The sequence below is a fragment of the Steroidobacter sp. genome, assembly GCF_016790065.1.
GTDB lineage: Bacteria > Pseudomonadota > Gammaproteobacteria > Steroidobacterales > Steroidobacteraceae > Steroidobacter.
Genome location: NZ_JAEUPY010000331.1, coordinates 18,330 through 37,407, shown reverse-complemented (window position 1 = coordinate 37,407; position 19,078 = coordinate 18,330). Strand labels below are relative to the sequence as shown.

12 protein-coding genes and 1 pseudogene are annotated in these 19,078 nt (G+C 61.2%); 11 read left to right on the top strand and 2 right to left on the bottom strand.

The features are described 5' to 3' along the window. Both JNL55_RS13910 and JNL55_RS13905 read left to right on the top strand, forming a co-directional pair. Positions 1-825 (top strand): annotated as a pseudogene (locus JNL55_RS13910) (MFS transporter); the annotation flags it as partial. Between the two features lie 78 nt (positions 826-903). Beyond that, the gene (locus tag JNL55_RS13905; protein ID WP_415923074.1) at positions 904-1,794 is read left to right on the top strand and encodes an EamA family transporter; all 891 of its coding nucleotides are present in this window, start codon (positions 904-906) and stop codon (positions 1,792-1,794) included. Here the strand turns inward: JNL55_RS13905 and JNL55_RS13900 are convergent. Continuing rightward, positions 1,778-2,800 carry a FecR family protein gene (locus JNL55_RS13900; protein WP_293853999.1) on the bottom strand — a complete coding sequence of 341 codons (1,023 nt, stop codon included), beginning with the start codon at positions 2,798-2,800 and terminating at the stop codon, positions 1,778-1,780. The genes JNL55_RS13905 and JNL55_RS13900 overlap by 17 nt on opposite strands. Before the next feature lie 10 nt (positions 2,801-2,810). Next, positions 2,811-3,341, bottom strand: coding sequence for an RNA polymerase sigma factor (locus JNL55_RS13895; RefSeq protein ID WP_293853995.1), 531 nt, complete (start codon positions 3,339-3,341; stop codon positions 2,811-2,813). A gap of 184 nt (positions 3,342-3,525) precedes the next feature. On the opposite strand from JNL55_RS13895, the gene JNL55_RS13890 reads away from it, so the two are divergent. From JNL55_RS13890 to JNL55_RS13850, 9 genes are all read left to right on the top strand, one after another. Further along, positions 3,526-6,039 (top strand): TonB-dependent siderophore receptor, encoded by a 2,514-nt coding sequence (locus JNL55_RS13890; RefSeq protein ID WP_293853991.1) that lies wholly within the window; start codon positions 3,526-3,528, stop codon positions 6,037-6,039. A gap of 28 nt (positions 6,040-6,067) precedes the next feature. Next, positions 6,068-8,101: a M13 family metallopeptidase gene (locus JNL55_RS13885; RefSeq protein ID WP_293854005.1), complete on the top strand. Its 2,034-nt coding sequence runs from the start codon at positions 6,068-6,070 to the stop codon at positions 8,099-8,101. A 52-nt stretch (positions 8,102-8,153) separates the two neighbouring features. Then, the gene (locus JNL55_RS13880; protein ID WP_293853988.1) at positions 8,154-9,662 is read left to right on the top strand and encodes a serine hydrolase domain-containing protein; all 1,509 of its coding nucleotides are present in this window, start codon (positions 8,154-8,156) and stop codon (positions 9,660-9,662) included. Beyond that, positions 9,659-11,155, top strand: a complete 1,497-nt coding sequence (locus JNL55_RS13875) for a serine hydrolase domain-containing protein (protein WP_293853983.1) — start codon at positions 9,659-9,661, stop codon at positions 11,153-11,155. Before JNL55_RS13880 ends, JNL55_RS13875 begins: the two co-directional genes overlap by 4 nt. Next, on the top strand, positions 11,152-12,867 hold the full coding sequence (locus tag JNL55_RS13870; RefSeq protein ID WP_293853979.1) for an N-acyl-D-amino-acid deacylase family protein: 1,716 nt from the start codon (positions 11,152-11,154) through the stop codon (positions 12,865-12,867). The genes JNL55_RS13875 and JNL55_RS13870 overlap by 4 nt, the downstream gene beginning before the upstream one ends. Then, the gene (locus JNL55_RS13865) at positions 12,864-13,418 is read left to right on the top strand and encodes an RNA polymerase sigma factor (protein WP_293853975.1); all 555 of its coding nucleotides are present in this window, start codon (positions 12,864-12,866) and stop codon (positions 13,416-13,418) included. Before JNL55_RS13870 ends, JNL55_RS13865 begins: the two co-directional genes overlap by 4 nt. A 79-nt stretch (positions 13,419-13,497) precedes the next feature. Next, complete coding sequence (locus tag JNL55_RS13860; RefSeq protein ID WP_293853971.1) at positions 13,498-15,669, top strand: TonB-dependent siderophore receptor; 2,172 nt, start codon at positions 13,498-13,500, stop codon at positions 15,667-15,669. 137 nt (positions 15,670-15,806) lie between these two features. Then, entirely contained in the window at positions 15,807-18,017 is a 2,211-nt protein-coding gene (locus JNL55_RS13855) for a S9 family peptidase (protein ID WP_293853966.1), read from the top strand. A 58-nt stretch (positions 18,018-18,075) separates the two neighbouring features. Further along, on the top strand, positions 18,076-18,936 hold the full coding sequence (locus tag JNL55_RS13850; RefSeq protein WP_293853961.1) for an aldo/keto reductase: 861 nt from the start codon (positions 18,076-18,078) through the stop codon (positions 18,934-18,936). Positions 18,937-19,078: the final 142 nt, after the last annotated feature.

Here is a 19,078-nt window from a genome sequence, read left to right as displayed (position 1 = left end):
CTGGCCGAACACATCACCAGCAACGAACTGGTCGTGGTCGCGGCCGTGATGCTGGTCGGCGTGATGCCGCTGATTCCTTATCTGGAGCGACTCAAGGCCACGGAATTGGGGAATGCAGGATTGGACGGCGGTGCGGCTCAGCAGGCCATCGGCGGCAATCCGTTCGCCGGCTTCACCACGTTCATTCGCAGTCCGTTCTTGCTGGGCATCGGCTTGTTTCTGTTGTTGTACACCTCGATGGGCTCGTTCATTTATTTCGAGCTGAAGAATTTGCTGGAGGTCTACGACCGCGGCACGCGCACCCAGATTCAGTCGGGCATCAATTGGGCGGTGAACTTTTTCACCATCGTGACGGCCATCGTCGCGACCAGCCGTCTGACGACTAAGTTCGGCTTGAGTGTGACGCTGGCGTTGATTCCGGCTGCGATGGCGGGGGGCTTGGTCACGTTGGCCTTGCTGCCGTTCGTTTGGTTGGTGATCGTGTTGCGCGTGGTGTTGAGCGCGGGCAACTACGCCATCACCCGTCCGGCGCGTGAAATGTTGTTCACGTTGGTAGATCGGGAAGTGCGTTACAAGACCAAGCCGGTCATCGACACGGTCGTGTATCGCGGTGGCGATACGTTGAACAGCTGGGCGTTCGCGGGCCTGACCGAAGGGTTGGGCTTGGGCATGTCGCCGGTGGCCATCATCGGCGCCGTGGTCGCAGGTATCTGGGCCATCGTCGGCGTGTCGTTGGGCCGCGTCTATAACAAGGACAAACAGGTCGCGGTCGAGAAGCCGGCCTCGTCCGAGCCGGAAGCGGCGGCGCGCTCGTCGGCCATCTAGTCCAGATTGGGCGAACGTTGCATGGGAGCCGCGTAAAACGAGCCAATTCATCGGTGTGACGGGTTAATGTCTCACCGCATGGACCCGACCTCTTCACACGCCCAAAGACACGCCTGGATCGGGGCGGCAGCGGTGCTTGCATCGCTGTTCAGCCAAAGCATCGGCGCATCGTTCGCCAAGCAGCTGTTTCCCGTCGTCGGCGCCATGGGGATGACGGCGCTGCGCATCACGCTTGCCGCTGGCTTGCTGTTGATCGTGCGTCGTCCGTGGCGGACCGGTGTACGCCGAGAGCATCTGGGCGCAGTCCTGCGCTACGGCGGGATGCTGGGCTTGATGAATCTGCTGATCTATCAGGCCTTCGCCAGAATTCCTCTGGGCATTGCCGTGGCAATCGAAGTGCTGGGACCCATGGCGGTGGTGCTGGCGGGGACGCGACGAGCGTTGGATCTGATTTGGTTGCTGTTCGCCGCCATCGGCTTGGCGCTGCTGATCCCGTTCGATTTCCAGGCGTCGGGTCTGGATCCAATCGGCGTGTTGTTCGCGATGGGCGCGGCGGTCTCTTGGGCGCTCTACATCGTGTTCGGCAAACGGCTCTCGGCGGCGGCTGAGGTGGATGGCGTTTCTTGGGGAATGATCGTCGCTACCGTCGTGACGGTACCCTTTGGCGTGGCGGATGCAGGCGCTGCGTTATTGGCGCCGAGCGTGCTGATGATGGGCTTGATCATCGCCGCGTTATCGAGTGCGCTACCGTATTCGGTGGAAATGTTCGCCTTGCGTCGCTTGCCGGCGCACGTCTTTGGTATCTTGGTGAGTGCTTCACCGGCAGTCGCTGCGCTCGCGGGATTTGCGATCTTGGGAGAGCGTCTGACGTCGCTGCATTGGATCGGCATCTGCCTCATCACGGTGGCGATGGGCGGCAGCACGGCCTGTTTGAATCTGCGGCGCGCGCCCGTCAGCGCCGCATCCTGATCACCATCTCATTGCCCTGTTGCGACAGAACCAGGTCGGGTTCTTTCGACAACAAACGCAGCAGCGACTCTGGCTTGTCGGCATCCAGCACGCCGGTGAAGGTGCGTCGTTGTAGCTCAGCACCTTCGAGCGTGATTTGCAGGGTGTTGTAACGATTGAACTCGGCGACGATGGTGGCGAGCGGATCGTCCTGGAAGGCGAGGCGGCGTTCGCGCCAGGCAATGGCTGCGGCGGGATCGGCCACCGATTCTTTCTTGACGCTGCCATCACGGTACGCAGTGGCAGCTTCGCCAGCGCCCAACGGTGTGTTGGCAGTATCGCTGGAGCTGACTTGCACGCGGCCTTCGACCACCGACACGGTGGTTGAGCCTTCATGCTTGTAGACATTGAACTGCGTGCCGACGGCTCGTGCCACGGCAGTGTCCGTGATGACACGGAACGGGCGATCCGCATCGTGTTGAACGATGAACAGCGCTTCGCCGTCGATGAGTTGGATGTCGCGCTCCGAGGCGGAGAACTTCAATGCCAGCCGAGTGCGTGTATTCAGATGGACGAGCGAGCCATCGGGCAATTTCACCGTGCGCTGTTCGCCTGTGGTAGTCGAGTATTCATCGGCAGGCGTGCGAAGTTGCAACGTTAGCGTGACGGCCACAACCACGGCAGCAGCGATGCTGCCCACGGCCATCCACCAAGTGCGCAGCCGGCGCTGATTCGGACGCTTCTGCTCGAGCGTTGGCAATCGGGACGTTGCTGGATGAGGCACCGGGCTGGCCTGGGCCTCCGCGATCAAAGCATCGACATCGTGTCGACGCTGCGGGTCGACGCGCCCCAGCTCTTGCTCCATCGCAGCCAACAATAGGAAATTGCGGACGTGACGACGCGACTCGAGCAGCCAGGCGCTGAAGGCGGCCTTGTCTCGGGGATCGCCGTCACGCAGTCGCATGAGCCACTCGGCGGCTTGTAGCGCGATACGCTTGTCGTCGGCTTGATAAGTATTCAATGTCATCCCCGCGCCCTCATGGCTCCCAGTCCATTGTCAGCATCGTCGCCGTTGCTTCCATGACGTAGCGTTCCACCGTGCGCACGTTCAAGCCGGTTTTCTTGGCCACTTCCTTGTGCGAATAACCGTCGCGTTTCACCAGCAGCAGCACGGCCCGCTGCATGGGGGGCAATTGTTCCAGTGCCCGATCGAGTCGGCGTTGCAGGTCCAGGTCCTCGGCGTTGTCCCGCACCGATGGATCGGCCACGTGCTCGGCCACCTGTTCGACGGTGGCTGAGTCATAGGTCACTTGTTCGTGCTCTTTCTGACCACGCAGTCGGAATTCGTAGACCAGGTTGGCTGCGATGCTCAGCAGGTAAGCCTGCGGCTTACGAATCAGCTCGGGCTTTTCGATTCGGGCCAGCCGCATGAACACTTCTTGGGCCAGATCGTCCACGTCATGTGGCCGAGCCAGCCGCCTGGCCAGAAAACGATGCAACTGGGCCTCATACCGCTGAAAAGCGGTACTGGCGAACGGTGCATCGGGATCGGGCGTCTCGGCAGTCACGAAGGGCCGTCTGGTTGGGGGTATCCGGCGATGAATACGGGGACTCTAGTCCTATAGAGTGATCCCAAACTCATTTACCCGCACTGGGTGCGGGTTTTTTTATTCTGGGCCACTCCTAGTCAGTATCCACCCCACAGAGGGTGGCTGGCCGCTGGTGCCAGGACGAGAACATACTGGGAGGGCTATGAATGCAGCTGCGGATTTGCTGATCCGTTTGCGGAGCGTCTTGCTGGTCGTTGCGCTGACGCTGTCGAGCGTCGTTGCTCACGCCCAGGTGCCTGGCGCCGAGCGTCAGGTCGAGTTGCACTTGCCGGCGCAGCCGATGGATCAGGCGTTGAAAGGCCTGGCCCAGCAGACCGGGCTGCAACTGCTGTTCCGCTCGGACACGGGCGCCAAGGAAGTGGAGGCCCGAGCGCTGGAGGGCACCTTCACGCTGCAGGATGCGCTACGCCGGTTGTTGGAAGGCTCGGGTCTGGCGTTCGAGTTCATGGATGAGAATACGGTTGCGATCACAACCGAACGGGCGGCGGCGGAGTCGGTTCACGTGTTGGAGACCGTGAACGTCTTCGCCACGCTCGACAATGCGCTCAGCGTCGGCTCCAAGTCGGGACAATCCCTGCGGGAAACCCCCAAGTCGGTCACCGTCGTGACTCGCGAGCGTATCGAGGCCCAGAATTTAACGTCGCTGGCCGAAGCCCTGGCCCAAACCACCGGCGTGACGGCGGTGAGCCACAGCCCCAGTGCCGTCGACAGCTACTTCTATTCGCGCGGCTTTCGGGTACAGACGCTGCAGCTGGATGGGGGAGCGCCGGCGTACACCGGTGGCTTTGGCTCCTACCTGGCGCCGGACACCGCCGAGTTCGATCGCATCGAAATGCTCCGGGGCGTCGATGGAATGTTCAGCGGCGTCGGGGCGCCGGGCGGCGTCGTCAATCTGGTACGTAAGCGGGCTCAGGCGGAGACCCAGTTGCGAGCCAATGTGTCCGCCGGCAGTTGGAATGCCTATCGGGGCGAAGTCGATGTCACGGGCGCACTGACCGCCGACGGAAAATTACGCGGTCGCTTGGTCGGCGCGTACGCCAACAAGGACTACTACTATGACCGCAGCGAATCCGAGAAGACGCTGCTGTTCGGCACGGCGGAATACGACCTTGCCAAAGCCACACAACTGATCGTTGGCGCGAGCTACGAAGATCGCAAAGAAGATGCCTATGCCATGCAAGGCCATCCTCGCTATTCCGACGGACGAGACCTGAAGCTCTCCCGCAGCGTGGCCTTCAATCCAGATTGGGCGCGCCGCTATCTGACCAGCAGAGAATTTTTCGCGCGCGTCGAGCACGGCTACGGCAGCACCGGCGTCGTGAAGCTCAACCTGACTCGACTCGAGCAGAGCAGTGAGAGCCGCACTTTCATCGCTTACGGGTTCATCGATCCGGTCACGTTGTCTGGCAACCAGGCCATCGTGCGTGCCAACGATTACGAGTCGGTGCAGGATTTGTTGGACTTGTCGGCCAGCGGCACGCTCGCGCTGTTCGGCCGCGAGCATCGCTATACGCTGGGCGTCGACTATGCGCAGATCGATGGCGGCGGCGAGCGAGAGTACCGCGCCGAAGGCTATGTTTTTCCGAACGGCCGGCCGCTGGATGTTTTCAATTTCGATCCGGCGAATTTTCCCGAACCGGTGGAGACGCTGACCGGCGTCTATCCCGAGAACGGACAAACACAGCAGGGCGTGTACGGCGCGCTGAGTCTGAAGCTCACTGAGTCGTTGCAATTGACACTCGGCGGGCGCTACAGCGAGTACCGTTTCGATCAGGTCTATCGGGCGGTGGCGAGCGATGGCACTCGCGGGGCACCGAGCGCGACGCGTTACGAGGCCAGCAAGTTCATTCCCAGCGCCGCGTTGCATTGGGATTTTTCGTCGCGCTGGTCGGCTTACCTGAGTTATGCCGAGACGTTCGAAGCGCAAGGCAACCGCCTGCGAGCGTTGACGCCGGGAGCGGTCACGCCCAATGAGCCGATCGATCCGGTCACCGGGGCCGGCTATGAGATCGGTGTGAAGGGCGAATGGTTCGAGCGGCTGAACACGTCGTTTGCGATCTACCGAGTCGAGCGCTTGGGGCAGGCGGTCGAAGATCCTTCGTTCGCATCAGTGGTGTCAGGCACCGATGGTGCACGCTGCTGTTATGTGGCGGCCGCGGATGTCACCAGCCGAGGCTTTGACGCAGAGATCAGCGGCACGGTGGTGCCGGGCTGGCAAATGTTTGCTGGCTACACTTATTACACCAACGAGTATCGCGGCTTCGATCAACTGCGCAGCGGTGTGCTGGTCCCGGGAGGGATTGCCTATGCGCTCAACCGCGTGCCAAAACATATGTTCAAGATGTGGACGACCTGGCAGTTGCCCGGTCGCGCCTCGCGCTGGACGCTGAATGGCGGCGTACTGGCGCAGACCAGAAATTACATCGACCTGACTGCTGTCGCAGCCAATGGCGAGGTCGTGCCGTTTCGCTCCATGCAAGGTTCCTACGCCATCTGGAACGCGTCCGCTCAATATCGATTGGACGACACCTGGAGCATTGGCTTGTACGGCGACAACTTGCTCGACAAAACCTATTACCAGGTGCTCGGCACCCAAACCGAGAACACCTACGGCACGCCGCGCAGTTTCATGTTCACGGCGCGGGCTCGCTGGTAGCCATTCAGTGGAGAACTCAGTGAGATCGATGATTCATGGTTCGGTTGCCTTGCTGCTCTCGAGTTCGCTGTTCGCATCGGCGGCCTGGAGCGATACCGCTGCGTTGCGCGGCGTGTATGTGGGCGACATCGACGCGTCGGTCGAACCTTGCGACGACATGTTCCAGCATTCGAATGGCAAGTGGCATCGAGAGAATCCTGTGCCGGCCTCGCAGCCGCGTTGGAGCCGGCGCTGGGAAGCGGGAGAAATCGCCAAGGATCAGCTGCGAACCATTCTGGAGGCTGCTGCTCGCAGTAATGCGCCTGCCGGCAGCAGTGAGCGACAGATCGGCGATTTCTACGCTGCCTGTATGGATGAAAGTGCGCTGAACCGATTGGGCGTGCGTCCCGTGCAGCCGCTGCTGGATCGGGTCGATGCGATCCGGCAGCCGGCCGATCTGCAACAGGCCATCGCCACGTTGCATGCCGTCGCCATCGACGTGCCGTTTCGGCTGCATGCCGAATCCGATTCGCACGATCCCACGCGCGTCATTGCGAACATCGCCGGTGCGGGTCGTGGCCGAGGCTTACCGGATCGCGACTACTATTTGAGCAGCGAACCTCGCTTCGAGGCTGCGCGCGATCGCTACAAGTTGTACATCGCCAAGCTGCTGCAACTGGCGGGCACTTCTGCCGAGAAAGCCAAGGCTGCAGCCGAAACGGTCTTACGGATGGAGACACAGTTCGCGCGCGCGTCGCTCGACAATGTGTCGCAGCGGAATCCCAAGGCGATGGACAACCAACGCTCTTTCGCTGAGCTGCGCAAGCTCACGCCGACGTTCGATTGGCAGGCGTACTACGGCGCGAGTGGGTTGCAGCCCGGCGATGTGAATGTCGTCGAGTTGCGGCTCATGGAGGAGTTCGATCGTCAGCTGCGCAGCACCTCGCTTGCGGATTGGAAGACGTACTTGCGATGGCACGTGCTCGACTCGGCGGCACCGTCGCTATCGGCGCCGTTCGTCCAAGAGGAGTTCGACTTTCGCAGCGCCTATCTGCGCGGCGCGACGCAGATTAGACCCCGCGCGGTTCGCTGTGCTGAGGCGACTGATATCGCGCTCGGCGAAGCCTTGGGACAGAAGTATGTAGAGCAGTACTTTTCTCCAGAAGCCAAGGCTCGCGCGCAGACGATGGTAGATAACTTGCGGTTGGCCCTGCGCGAAACCATCGAAGAGCTGACTTGGATGACGCCGCCGACCAAAGCTCGGGCGTTGGAGAAGCTGGCGGCCTTCCAGGCCAAGGTGGGCTATCCGGATCGCTGGAAGGATTACAGCAGTGTGTCGATTCGTCGCGATGCTTACTGGGAATCGGTGCTGGCCGGCCGGCGCTTCGCCGTGAGTGACGGCCGGGCGACCATCAACCGGCCGGTGGATCGTAGTCGTTGGGACATGACACCGCCGACGTCGAATGCCGGTTACCGCGCGCTGCGTAATGAAATCATCATTCCGGCGGGCATCCTGCAGCCGCCGAGCTTCGACATGCAGGCCGTCGATGCGGTCAATTACGGCGCCATCGGTTCGGTCATCGGGCACGAGCTGATTCACGGCTTCGATGACAAGGGCTCGCAGTACGATGGCCAAGGCCGTCTGAACAACTGGTGGGCTGCTGACGATCTGGCGAACTTCAAGTCGCGAGGCGAGTGCATCGTGCAGCAGTATGAGAATTATTTCGTCGAGCCCGGCATTCATCACAACGGCCGGCTCACGCTGGGCGAAGCGATTGCCGATCAGGCGGGCGTGCGGCTTGCGTATCGTGCGCTAAAAATTTCTCAGCGTGGCAAGCCGGCGGCGCCGATGCTCGATGGTCTGACGCCCGAGCAACAGTTCTTCATCTCCTGGGGGCAGTTTCGCGGCGATGTGGAACGGCCCGAGTTCGCTCGCTCGATGATGCAGAGTGATAACCATCCCACCGGCAAATATCGGGTGGTGGGGCCGCTCTCCAATCTGACGGAGTTCCAGCAAACGTTCGCCTGCCGCGCTGGCCAACCCATGGTGCGGCCGGCACCGCAGCGCTGCGAAGTCTGGTGAGCCCGGCTTCGTTCCGACAGCCACGCCTATTAGAAGTATCAGGATAACAAGCATGTCGATGCATCGAGCGATGATTGTTTCGCTGGCAGCGTGTGGGCTACTCGTCGTGGCTCAGCAGGGGCGCGCTGCGGATTCTTTCGACGACGTTCGCGCGGCCATTCGCAAAGAGATCGATGGCGGCGTGGCCTCCGTTGCCGTTGCCGTGGCCCAGAACGGCAAGATCGTTTGGGAGCAGGGCTTCGGCATCGCCAACAAAGAGACCGGTCGGCAGGCTGATCCGAGCACGATGTATGTGCTGGCTTCCGTGTCCAAGCCCATCACCAGCACCGGCATGATGCGGCTGGTCGACGGCGGACGGATGCAGCTCGATGCGCCCATCAATGACTATTTGGGCGATGCGAAGCTGGTCGCCATCGTGGGTGATATTCGCGACGCGACGGTGCGACGGATCGCCAATCATTCCTCGGGCTTGCCCGAGCATGCGATGTCGTTTCATCTCGATGAGCCTTACAGCGCGCCGCCGGCCGATCAAACGATTCGTCGCTATGGTCACATCGTGGCGCCGCCGGGCACGCGCTGGAAATACTCGAACTTCGGTTACGGGGTGTTGGAGACGGCGATTGCACGCACGTCGGGGCAGAGCTTCGGCGACTACATGCGCGAGGAGGTCTTCCTGCCGCTGGGCATGAAGCGCTCTTCCGCCTACCCGCAGCGCCCGGTCGATGACAATGTCGCCGCCCGCTATCGCCGCGACGGTTCACGCATCACCGACTACAACGGCGACTTCGTCGGTTACGGCGGCATCTACAGCTCGGCGCACGATCTGGCGCGCTTCGGCATGTTTCATTTGAAGAACAAGGTGTCGGGCAGCAAGCGCCTGTTCTCGGATGCGCGAGTCGATGAGTTGCACGCAGCGTCTTACGACTCGGGATGGTGGGGTGTCTATGGCTTGGGCTGGTTCCGTTCCACCAGCAGCGAACAGCAATTGATGGTGTGGCATGCCGGCGCTTCCTATGGCACCCGAGCGTTTCTCGGCCTGCTGCCGGATCGGAATGTGGCCATCGCCGTGGTCAGCAATTCGGATACCGAAAGCATCGAAACCATTCGTAGCGCGCTACTAGCCAAGTTTGGTTATCAGGAGCAGCTGTGGTCCGCCAAGGACCGCTCCAGCCCGAACGAACCGGCGCCGAGCTTCAGTGAGCAACTGCGTGGCGAATGGACGGGATTGGTACATACCTACCGTGGCAACGTGCCGCTGGTCATCAACGTGGGCGCCGATGGGGCGGTGGATGCGAAGCTCGGGCTCGGGCCAGTGGCTCGCATTGCCAATGCGCGGGTCAAAGATCTGAGCATCAGCGCTGAGTTGCCGGGCAGCATCGATACCGACGATGCGCGGCGTCGTCGGAACGCGTTGCAGTTGACGGTCAATCTATACGGCGAGCGATTGGTGGGTGATCTCGGTACCAAAGTGCCGTGGCCACGAGAGAAAGTGGCGGGCGATTTCGTCAGTCATTGGGTAGAACTTCGTCGCAGCGGCAGCTCGGCGGGAGCAACACTGTGAACAAGACCACGATCAAATGTTTGTGTCTGACTCTGTTGGTAGTCGCTCAGCAAGGGCGTGCGGCGGATTCCTTTGAGGATGTTCGCACCGCCATTCGCAAAGAGATCGACGGTGGGCTCGCGTCCATGGCGGTGGCTGTCGCCAAGGATGGCAAGATCGTTTGGGAGCAGGGCTTCGGCATCGCGAACAAAGAGACGGGCCGCTCCGCCGACCAACATACGATGTACGCGCTGGCGTCCGTGTCCAAGCCCATCACCAGCACCGGCATGATGCTGCTGGTGGATCGCGGCAAGATGCAGCTCGATGCGCCCATCAATGACTTCCTCGGCGATGCCAAGCTGGTGGCCATCGTGGGCGATATTTCCGAAGTGACGTTGCGGCGTGTGGCCGATCATTCCGCGGGCCTGAGCGGCCACACGATGGCATTTCATGTCGATGAACCGTATAGCGTGCCGCCGACGGATCAATCGATCCGACGCTACGGCCATGTGCTGACGCCGCCGGGGACACGCTGGAAGTACTCCAACTTCGGTTACGGCGTGCTCGAAGGTGCGATCGCTCACTCGTCAGGACAGCGGTTCGCCGACTTCATGCGCAAGGAAGTGTTTTTGCCACTGGCGATGACACGCACGTTCGCTGAGCCGTATCGACCTGCGGACGACAACGTTGCGGCTCGGTATCGGCAAGACGGCTCGCTGATTCCGGATTACAACTTCGATTTCGTCGGTTACGGCGGCATCTACAGTTCGGCGCACGATCTGGCGCAGTTCGGCATGTTTCATCTCAAGAACCGGGTGCCGGGCGGTAAGCCGCTGTTCTCCGCGCGGCGCATCGATGAGTTGCACGCCGCCTCGTTCGATTCGGGTTGGTGGGGCACCTATGCACTGGGTTGGTTCCGTTCCACCAGCAGCCAGGGACAACAGCTGGTGTGGCACGCCGGATCCTCCTACGGCACGCGCACCTACCTCGGCTTGCTGCCGGCCCAGAACGTGGCCATCGCGATTGTGAGCAACTCTGACACCGAGAGTATCGATGCCATCACGGCGGCGCTGCTCGGCAAGTTCGGTTATCAAGAGCAGCTGTGGTCCAAGGATCGAACCAATCTGAAAGAGCCGCCAGCCACATTCAGCGAGCAACTGCGCGGTGAATGGTCCGGTTCCGTGCACACCTATCGAGGCTCGATTCCGTTGTCGATCAAGGTGGCAGCGGACGGTACGGTGGAGGCCAAGTTCGGGTTAGGTCCGCAGTCGCGCCTCGCCGAAGCCCGACTCAAAGATACGAGCGTCACCGCGGAGATTCCCGGCAGCATCGACACCGACGATGCTCGGCATCGGGCCAATGTGTTGCAGCTGAAGCTCAATTTGTATGGCGAGCGCTTGGTGGGGGATCTCGAGACCAAAGCGCCATGGCCTCGGCAAGGACGAGAGGGCGACTTCGTCAGTCATTGGGTTGAACTTCGTCGCAGCGGCGGCTCGGCCGGAGCGGCACCGTGAAACAGGCGATACTCAGCTGGCTGTGTCTTGGGTTGTTGATGACGAACGCGTCGGCGAAGGAGCAGCCGTACGACGTCATCATTGCCGGCGGAACGATCTATGACGGCACCGGTGCGGCGCCGTTCAAAGCGGATGTCGGAGTGCGCAAGGACCGTATCGAGCGCATCGGCGACCTTGCCGGTGCGAAGGCCAAGTCACGAGTGGATGCGCGCGGCCTGGCTGTCTCGCCGGGCTTCATCAACATGCTCAGCCAATCGAGCACTACTTTGCTCGAAGACGGTCGGGGCGAAAGCGATATCCGCCAAGGTGTCACACTGGAATTGCTTGGCGAAGGCCAGACCATGGGGCCGCTGAATGCGGCCATGAAAGATCGCATGCGCAGTCGCGTGCCTGGCTTCGGCTCGGACTTCGACTGGACGACGCAGGGCGAATTCATGCAAGTGCTCGAACGCCGCGGCGTGTCGACGAACATTGCGTCGTTCGTGGGCGCGACCTCTGTTCGAGTGCATGTCGTTGGCTATGACGATCGGCGTGCTACTGCGGCCGAGCTGCAACAGATGCAAGCGTTGGTGCGTCAGGCCATGGAGGAGGGCGCGCTCGGCGTGACCTCGGCGCTGGGGTATGTGCCCGCGACCTTTGCGAATACTGATGAGCTGATTGCGCTGTCGCGAGTCGCCGGCCAATACGGCGGCATGTACATCTCGCACATTCGCGATGAAGGCGACGGTTTGGTTGAGGCGGTCGATGAGTTGATCACGGTCGCGCGTGAAGCACGCGTGCCGGCTCACATCTATCACCTCAAGGCTTTCGGTCAACCGAACTGGCCGAAGATGGAGCGGGTGATTGCCAAGGTCGAAGCGGCGCGGTCGGCTGGGCTGAAGATCACTGCGGATATGTATCCGTACACGGCGGCGTTCACCGGTCTGGATATCACCATGCCGCCTTGGGTGCAGGAAGGCGGTAATGACGCGTGGATCGAGCGGTTGAAGAATCCTGACGTGCGTCGTCGTGTGATTGCTGAGATGCGTGCGCCCGCGGTTGGTTGGTCCAATGGACTGGTGAATGCCGGGTCGCCGGAAAATTTATTGATTCTGGACACGACTCGTAATCAAGAGTTGGCGAAGCAAGTGGCCGGCAAGACGGTTGCCGCCGTGGCCCGTGAACGCGGTGTCAGTGCCGAAGACGCCATCATCGATCTGGTCATTGCCGACGCTAGTCGTTTGCGCGTGGCGTACTTCGTCATGTCCGAAGAGAATCTGCTGCGCCAGATTCGATTGCCTTGGGTCACGTTCGGTTCGGATGGAGTGTCGTCGGCCGCCGAAGGCGAGGTACTGAAGAGCAAGACTCATCCACGCAACTACGGCACGTTCGCGCGGGTGCTCAGTCACTACGTGCGAGACAAGAATGCGCTGAGCTTGAGCGATGCCGTTCATCGGCTCTCTGGCTTTCCCGCAAGCATTCTCAGTCTGCGTGAGCGTGGCACCTTGAAGGTCGGTAACTACGCCGACATTGCTGTGTTCGACCCAGCCAGCATCGCCGACCGCTCCACATTTGATGATCCGCATCGATATGCGGTGGGCATGAAAGCGGTCTTGGTCAATGGCGTGCAGGTCGTTCGCGACGCCCAGCATACCGGCGCCAAACCCGGTCGGTTCGTGCGAGGCGCGGGCTGGCGCGGCGAAGGATCGAAGCAGAGTTCAGTTGCGCCATGAGCACAGACAGTGTCGCTGCGCTCAATGACTGGTTCGCCGAAGAGATTCTGCCTCACGAGGCGGCCCTCGAGCGTTACCTGAAGCGCGCGTGGCGAAATCGCGAGGAACTTTACGATCTTCGCCAGGAGATCTACGTGCGCGTGTTCGAAGCGGCGGGCAAGGCTCGGCCGCACTCGCCTCGGTTGTTTCTCTTCTCTACGGCAAAGCATCTGCTCACAGACCGCGTGCGCCGCAGTCGTGTGCTTCGCATAGATGCTGTTGGCGACCTGGAAGCGCTGAATCTCACGGCTGGGGACACGACGCCGGAGCATGAGCTGCATGAGCGGCAGCAGTTGATGAGACTTGCCAATGCGCTCAGAGAGTTGCCACCGCGCTGTCGAGAGGTCGTGTGGTTGCGAAGAGTGGACGAGTTATCGCAGAAGGAAGTGGCCAGTCTGATGAACATCAGCGAAAAGACTGTTGAGACTCAGATCATGAAAGGCACGCGCTTGTTGGCGAGCGCAATGTTTGCTACGCGCAGAAAACAAAAACTGCAGCGTCAGTTTCAATAAAAAATCATCAGGGATTTGTGGCTCGACTTCGTCTTTCACCACAACGGCTCTTTCTAAAGCCGAATTGGGGAATGACATGATGAAGTCCTTGATCAGAAGCGCCACGCTCGCGGCCTTGGCCGGCGCAGGTTCGTTGACGGTGGCCTCGTTGGCGCAGGCGCAAACGCAGAACACCGCTGCTGGCGACGGCATCGTCGAAGAAGTGACGGTGTTCGCGACGCTGGATGAAAAGCTGAGCGTCGGATCGAAGTCCGGCGGCACACTGCGTGAGACGCCGAAGTCCATCACCATTCTCACCAACGAGCGCATCGAAGCGCAGAACCTCACGTCCTTGCAGGAAGCGTTGGTACAGACGACGGGTGTCACCGTCGGCGCATTCAGCCCGCTCGACACCTTCTATTACTCGCGCGGCATCAGACTCGAAACCTTGCAGTTCGACGGCGGCGCCCCGGCATACACTGGCGGTCTCGGCTTCTTCTATACGCCCGACACCGCGACCATCGAGCGCGTCGAAATGTTGCGTGGTGTGGACGGCATGTACTCCGGCGCCGGTGAACCGGGTGGCGTCATCAACTTGGTGCGCAAACGTGCCCAGCGCACCTCGTCCATGAATGTGAATGTGTCCGGCGGCAGCTGGGACAACTATCGCGGCATCCTCGATGTGACCGGTCCGCTGGCACTCGACGGTCGCTTGCGCGGTCGCGCGGTCGCGTCTTACATGGATCGCGGCTATCACATCGATCGCTACACCACCGAAAAACAGATTCTGTTTGGCACGTTGGAAATGGACGTGACCGACAGCACCTTGGTAGCGATTGGCGCCAACTACGAGAAGCGTGAAGACGATGCGTACCCGGGTTGGTCGGGTGTGCCGCGCTTCTCCAATGGTCAGCGTATCCCGGTATCGCGTGAGTTCAATCCCGCGCCGGACTGGAGCCGCTGGCACCTGGACACGATGGAAATGTTCGGCCGCGTCGAGCAGCAGTACGGCGAAACCGGCACCATCAAGCTCAATGTGACTCAGATCGAACAGGACAGCGATCTGAAACAGTCGCTGGTGTACGGTCGGGTGGATCCAGTGACGCTGGGCGGCTCGCGCATCTACGGCACGATGGCGACTTACTCAGCCATCCAGCGCATGGCCGATCTGTCGGCCAGCGGCAAGGTGGAATTGTTCGGCCGTACTCACAACTACACCGTGGGCGCGGACTACACCCAGCTCGATGGCGGTCAGCACGGCTACTCGCTGCCGACGTTTGCCTATGGCAACAACGTCGGTATCAATTATTTCAACTTCAATCCGGCGCTGTATCCGGAGCCCAACGGCACTTTCATCAACTACTACCCGAAGCGCGAGCAATCGCAGCGGGGCGTGTATGCCACCGTGGGAATCCAGCTCGCCGAGCCACTGCGACTGACGCTCGGTGGACGACATGCCAACTTCCGCTACGACGAGGCGTTGCGCGCCGTTGCGACCGGTGCCACGACTTACCTGCGCTACGACGACAGCAAGTTCATTCCCAGCGCGGCGTTGAGCTACAACCTGACGGATCGTTGGACCACGTATCTGAGCTACGGCGAAACGTATAAATCGCAGGGCAATCTGTACCTGGGCCCCACGCCGGGCAGCAGTCCGCTCGATCCCATCGTCGGCGAAAACATGGAGCTGGGCATCAAGGGTGATGTGTTCGACGGTGTGACCGCGGCCGCGTCCATCTATCGACTGATACGCGACGGGCAAGGTGTGGTGGAGCCGGGCACGATTGCGGCCATCACCGATCCGAGCGCCGGTACGCGTTGCTGTTACATCCAGCAAGGCAAGATCACGGTCGAGGGTATGGACATCGAGATGTCGGGCGCGATTCTGCCGGGCTGGCAGCTGTTCGGCGGCTACACGTTTAGCCAGACGGACTACGTCGGCAATCCCACCGGCGCCGTCAATCTGGGCCGCACGCCCAAGCATCAAGGCAAGGTGTGGAGTTCGTATCGACTGCCGGGGCGGTTGAGCGATGTGACGTTGAACACCGGCGTGATTTCGCAGAGTTCGGCCACCTACGGCACGTTCAATTACGGCGGCATCACGCTGTGGAATGCGTCCGTGCAGTACGCGCTGAATGAGACTTGGACGCTGGGTTTGTACGGCGACAACCTCACCGACAAAGTTTACTGGCAACCGACCGGCACGCTGGACAACCAGAACGTCTACGGCACGCCGCGTAGCTTGACCTTCACCGTGCGGGGTCGCTGGTAACTCAGCGGCTGACGATTGGCCGCTCCGCAAGGGGCGGCCCTTCCTAGGTGTTACCTAGGAGCAGTGGCGCTCACCGATTCGTTACACTCGATCGCGGTCGGAAAGAACTTGATCGCGAGCTTCCATCAGGGTGAGTCGTGCGCGCCAATACTTTGCATATCAGATCGGCAGTTTGTCTCGTAGCAACCGTCGCCGCGCTGGCCATCACGGGGTGCGCCTCTAAGAAGGACGAGCACGCATCGGCGGAGCAGCTCAAGCAACGCTACGAGCGTGCAACGCAGTACTTGCCGTGGACCATCAACAAGCATGTGTTCGGCACGACCATCGATCCGCAATGGAGTGCGGATGGCAATAGCGTGCGCTATGAATGGGTGACCGCTTCCGGCACGACCAACTATCAAGTGGATCTCACCGGCGAGGGTGGTCGACGCAGTGTGATCGAGCCGCCGGCACCTGCCGATCAAAGCGCCAAGAGCAAACCAGCCGCGGGCGATGACGTGTTGGTGGCGCCGAACGGCCGTTGGGGCGCCAAGGTCGTCGATAACAATCTGTATCGCGTCGACCTGAGCACCGGTCAGCAAACTCAACTCACCTCCGATGGCGTGGATGATTACGTCTACGGCCTGGCGCCGGATTGGGCCTCCGCTTCGTTGACCACGCGACTGGCGAACAAGGCGGTGCGTCCCTTCGGCATTTGGTCGCCCGATGGCGATAAGTTGCTGACCTATCGCGTCGACGAGCGTGGCATGTACAAGCTGCCGCACGTCGTGCCGCTGGTGCCCGGCGCCAAGCATCAAGTGCCGTACGTGCATTTCCAGAACACCTCCTGGCCGAGCAGCGACAAGCGGCAGGAAGCCGAGCTGATGGTGTTCGACATGCGCACCGGCAAACGCATCAACCTGGCCATTCCCAAGCCCGGTGTGGGTTACAGCCCGACGCCCGAAGGCGGCCTGCGCTGGAGCGTCGACGGCACCAAGATTTTCGCAGCGCCGGAGACGCGCGATTTCCGCTCGATCACCTTATATGAAGCGGATGCCGCGACCGGCCGCGCCCGAGCCATCGTCACCGACGGGCCGGCCGCGACAGCGTTGCAACCGGACATCGATCAGGGCGAGCGCTTCCTGCCTCTGAACAACGGTGCCGAGTTCATCGTTTATTCCGAGCGCAGCGATTGGGGTCACTACTATCTTTACGACGGCAAGACCGGCGCGCTCAAGAACGCCATCACCGCCGGCGAGTGGACGGTGCACGGTGTGGCGAACATCGATGAGGAGGGGCGGTGGCTGTACTTCCTCGCCGGAGGTCGCGAGTCCGAACACGATCCTTACTACTCTCACTTATATAGAGTGCGCTTCGATGGCACCGAGTTGGCGTTGCTGACGCCCGAGAATGCCCATCATGAAGTGAAGTTCTCACCGGACGGCCGCTTCTTCGTCGACACGTACTCGACAGTGTCCGAGCCGCAGGTGCACGTGTTGCGGACCAATTCGGGTGCCGATGTGGTGGAGTTGGGTCACGCCGATACCAGTCGCTTGCAGGAGCAGGGCTGGACCATGCCCCGGCGCTTCAGCACCAAGGCGGCGGACGGCAAGACCGATATTTATGGCGTGTTGTTCCTGCCTCGGGATTTCGATGAGAAGCAGTCGTACCCGCTGATCGATGCCACCTATGGCGCGAACTTCCGCATTCAAACGCCGCGCTCGTTCCTGCAAGACCGTCAGAACGCGATTGCGCTGGCGCAGTTGGGCTTCGTGGTCATGTGTGTCGACGGTCGCGGTACGCCGTTGCGTTCGCAGTCGATGCAGGATTTGGGTTGGGGCACCTGGGATCTGAATCTGGAGGATCATGTCGCGGCCATCGAACAGTTGGCCAAACAGCACCGCTTCATCGATATCGATCGGGTCGGCGTGTATGGCCACTCGGCCGGCGGCTTCAGCACGGTGCATGCAATGTTGGAGAAGCCCGACCTGTTCAAGGTGGGCGTCGCTTCCGCCGGCAGTCACGATTTCGATCTGTTCGTTTACCCGGTGAATCGCGAACGCGGCCTGCCCAAGGAATATCCGGAGCACTTCGAGCCCACCAACTATCAGCACGCCGATCGCCTGAAGGGCAAACTGATGCTGGGCCACGGCTACGTCGATGACAACGTGCACGTCGGAATCACGCTGCAGATGGCGGACGCACTGATCCGGGCCAACAAGGACTTCGACTTGTTCATCCACCCGTCGGTGAACCACCAGAACTTCTATCGCACCGGTTTCACCAACCGCAAGATCTGGAACTACTTCGTCGAAAATCTGCGGCACGAAACGCCGCCGACCGACATTCGCGTGCCGGACCCGCAGTAGGCCGGTCAGGCCCTGGGGAAGCCGCTACACTGCCGGCCAGGCGTAGCGGAGATTCCCCATGGCAACGTTGACAGCAGCTCATTCCGGCACCTTTCGCATCGGCGGCGAACTCGAAGTCCACCGCTTGGGCTTCGGTGCCATGCGCATCACCGGCCGCGGCATCTGGGGCCCGCCGGCGGACAAGGCCGAAGCGTTACGGCTGTTGAAGCGCTTGCCCGAGCTGGGCGTGAACTTCATCGACACGGCCGATTCTTACGGGCCGGACGTGTCGGAAGAGTTACTGCGCGAGGCTTTGCATCCGTATCCTGGTTTGGTCATCGCGACCAAGGGTGGTTTGACCCGACCGGGGCCGGATCGCTGGGTGGAAAACGGCCGCCCCGAACACTTGCTCAAACAGGCACGCGCCAGCCTCAAAAAGCTGGCCGTGGAGCGCATCGACCTGTGGCAATTGCATCGCATCGACCCGAATGTGCCGCGTGATGAACAGTTCGGCGCGGTCAAGCAGCTGCTCGACGAAGGCGTGATTCGTTTCGCCGGCCTGAGCGAAGTCAACGTCGAAGAGATCGCAGCGGCTTCGAAAGTCTTTCCGGTCGCGACCGTGCAGAATCTTTACAACCTCGGCGACCGTAGTGCCGAGCCAGTGCTGGAACATTGCGAGCAGCAGGGCATCGGCTTCATTCCCTGGTTTCCGCTGGCCGCCGGCGAACTCGCTCGGCCCGGCTCGGCACTCGATGAGATCGCCAAGGCCCATCGAGTCGTCCCGAGTCAAATCGCGCTCGCTTGGTTGCTCAAGCGCAGCCCGGTGATATTGCCCATCCCCGGCACCTCCAAGGTGAAACATCTGGAAGAGAATGTCGCAGCGGTCGAGATCAAGCTCTCCGACCGCGAGTTCGCGGCGCTCAGCGAACTCAGCGCTTGATGCAATAACGTCGCTCAGACGCATGCGTTTGTCACTCAGCTGGCTGACGAACGATCCCATGTGACAGTCTCGTGAAGGTCCGGAAAATCCGGACCTGCGTCCTACTCCGTGAAATGACGGCACTCCAGAATGCGCCGTCCTT

Bases quoted from the DNA above. Each gene is read 5' to 3' on its own strand.
- JNL55_RS13865 (WP_293853975.1), top strand. From the start codon at position 12,864: ATGAGCACAGACAGTGTCGCTGCGCTCAATGACTGGTTCGCCGAAGAG.
- JNL55_RS13850 (WP_293853961.1), top strand. From the start codon at position 18,076: ATGGCAACGTTGACAGCAGCTCATTCCGGCACCTTTCGCATCGGCGGC.
- JNL55_RS13890 (WP_293853991.1), top strand. From the start codon at position 3,526: ATGAATGCAGCTGCGGATTTGCTGATCCGTTTGCGGAGCGTCTTGCTG.
- JNL55_RS13880 (WP_293853988.1), top strand. From the start codon at position 8,154: ATGTCGATGCATCGAGCGATGATTGTTTCGCTGGCAGCGTGTGGGCTA.
- JNL55_RS13905 (WP_415923074.1), top strand. From the start codon at position 904: ATGGACCCGACCTCTTCACACGCCCAAAGACACGCCTGGATCGGGGCG.
- JNL55_RS13885 (WP_293854005.1), top strand. From the start codon at position 6,068: ATGATTCATGGTTCGGTTGCCTTGCTGCTCTCGAGTTCGCTGTTCGCA.
- JNL55_RS13900 (WP_293853999.1), bottom strand. From the start codon at position 2,800: ATGACATTGAATACTTATCAAGCCGACGACAAGCGTATCGCGCTACAA.
- JNL55_RS13860 (WP_293853971.1), top strand. From the start codon at position 13,498: ATGAAGTCCTTGATCAGAAGCGCCACGCTCGCGGCCTTGGCCGGCGCA.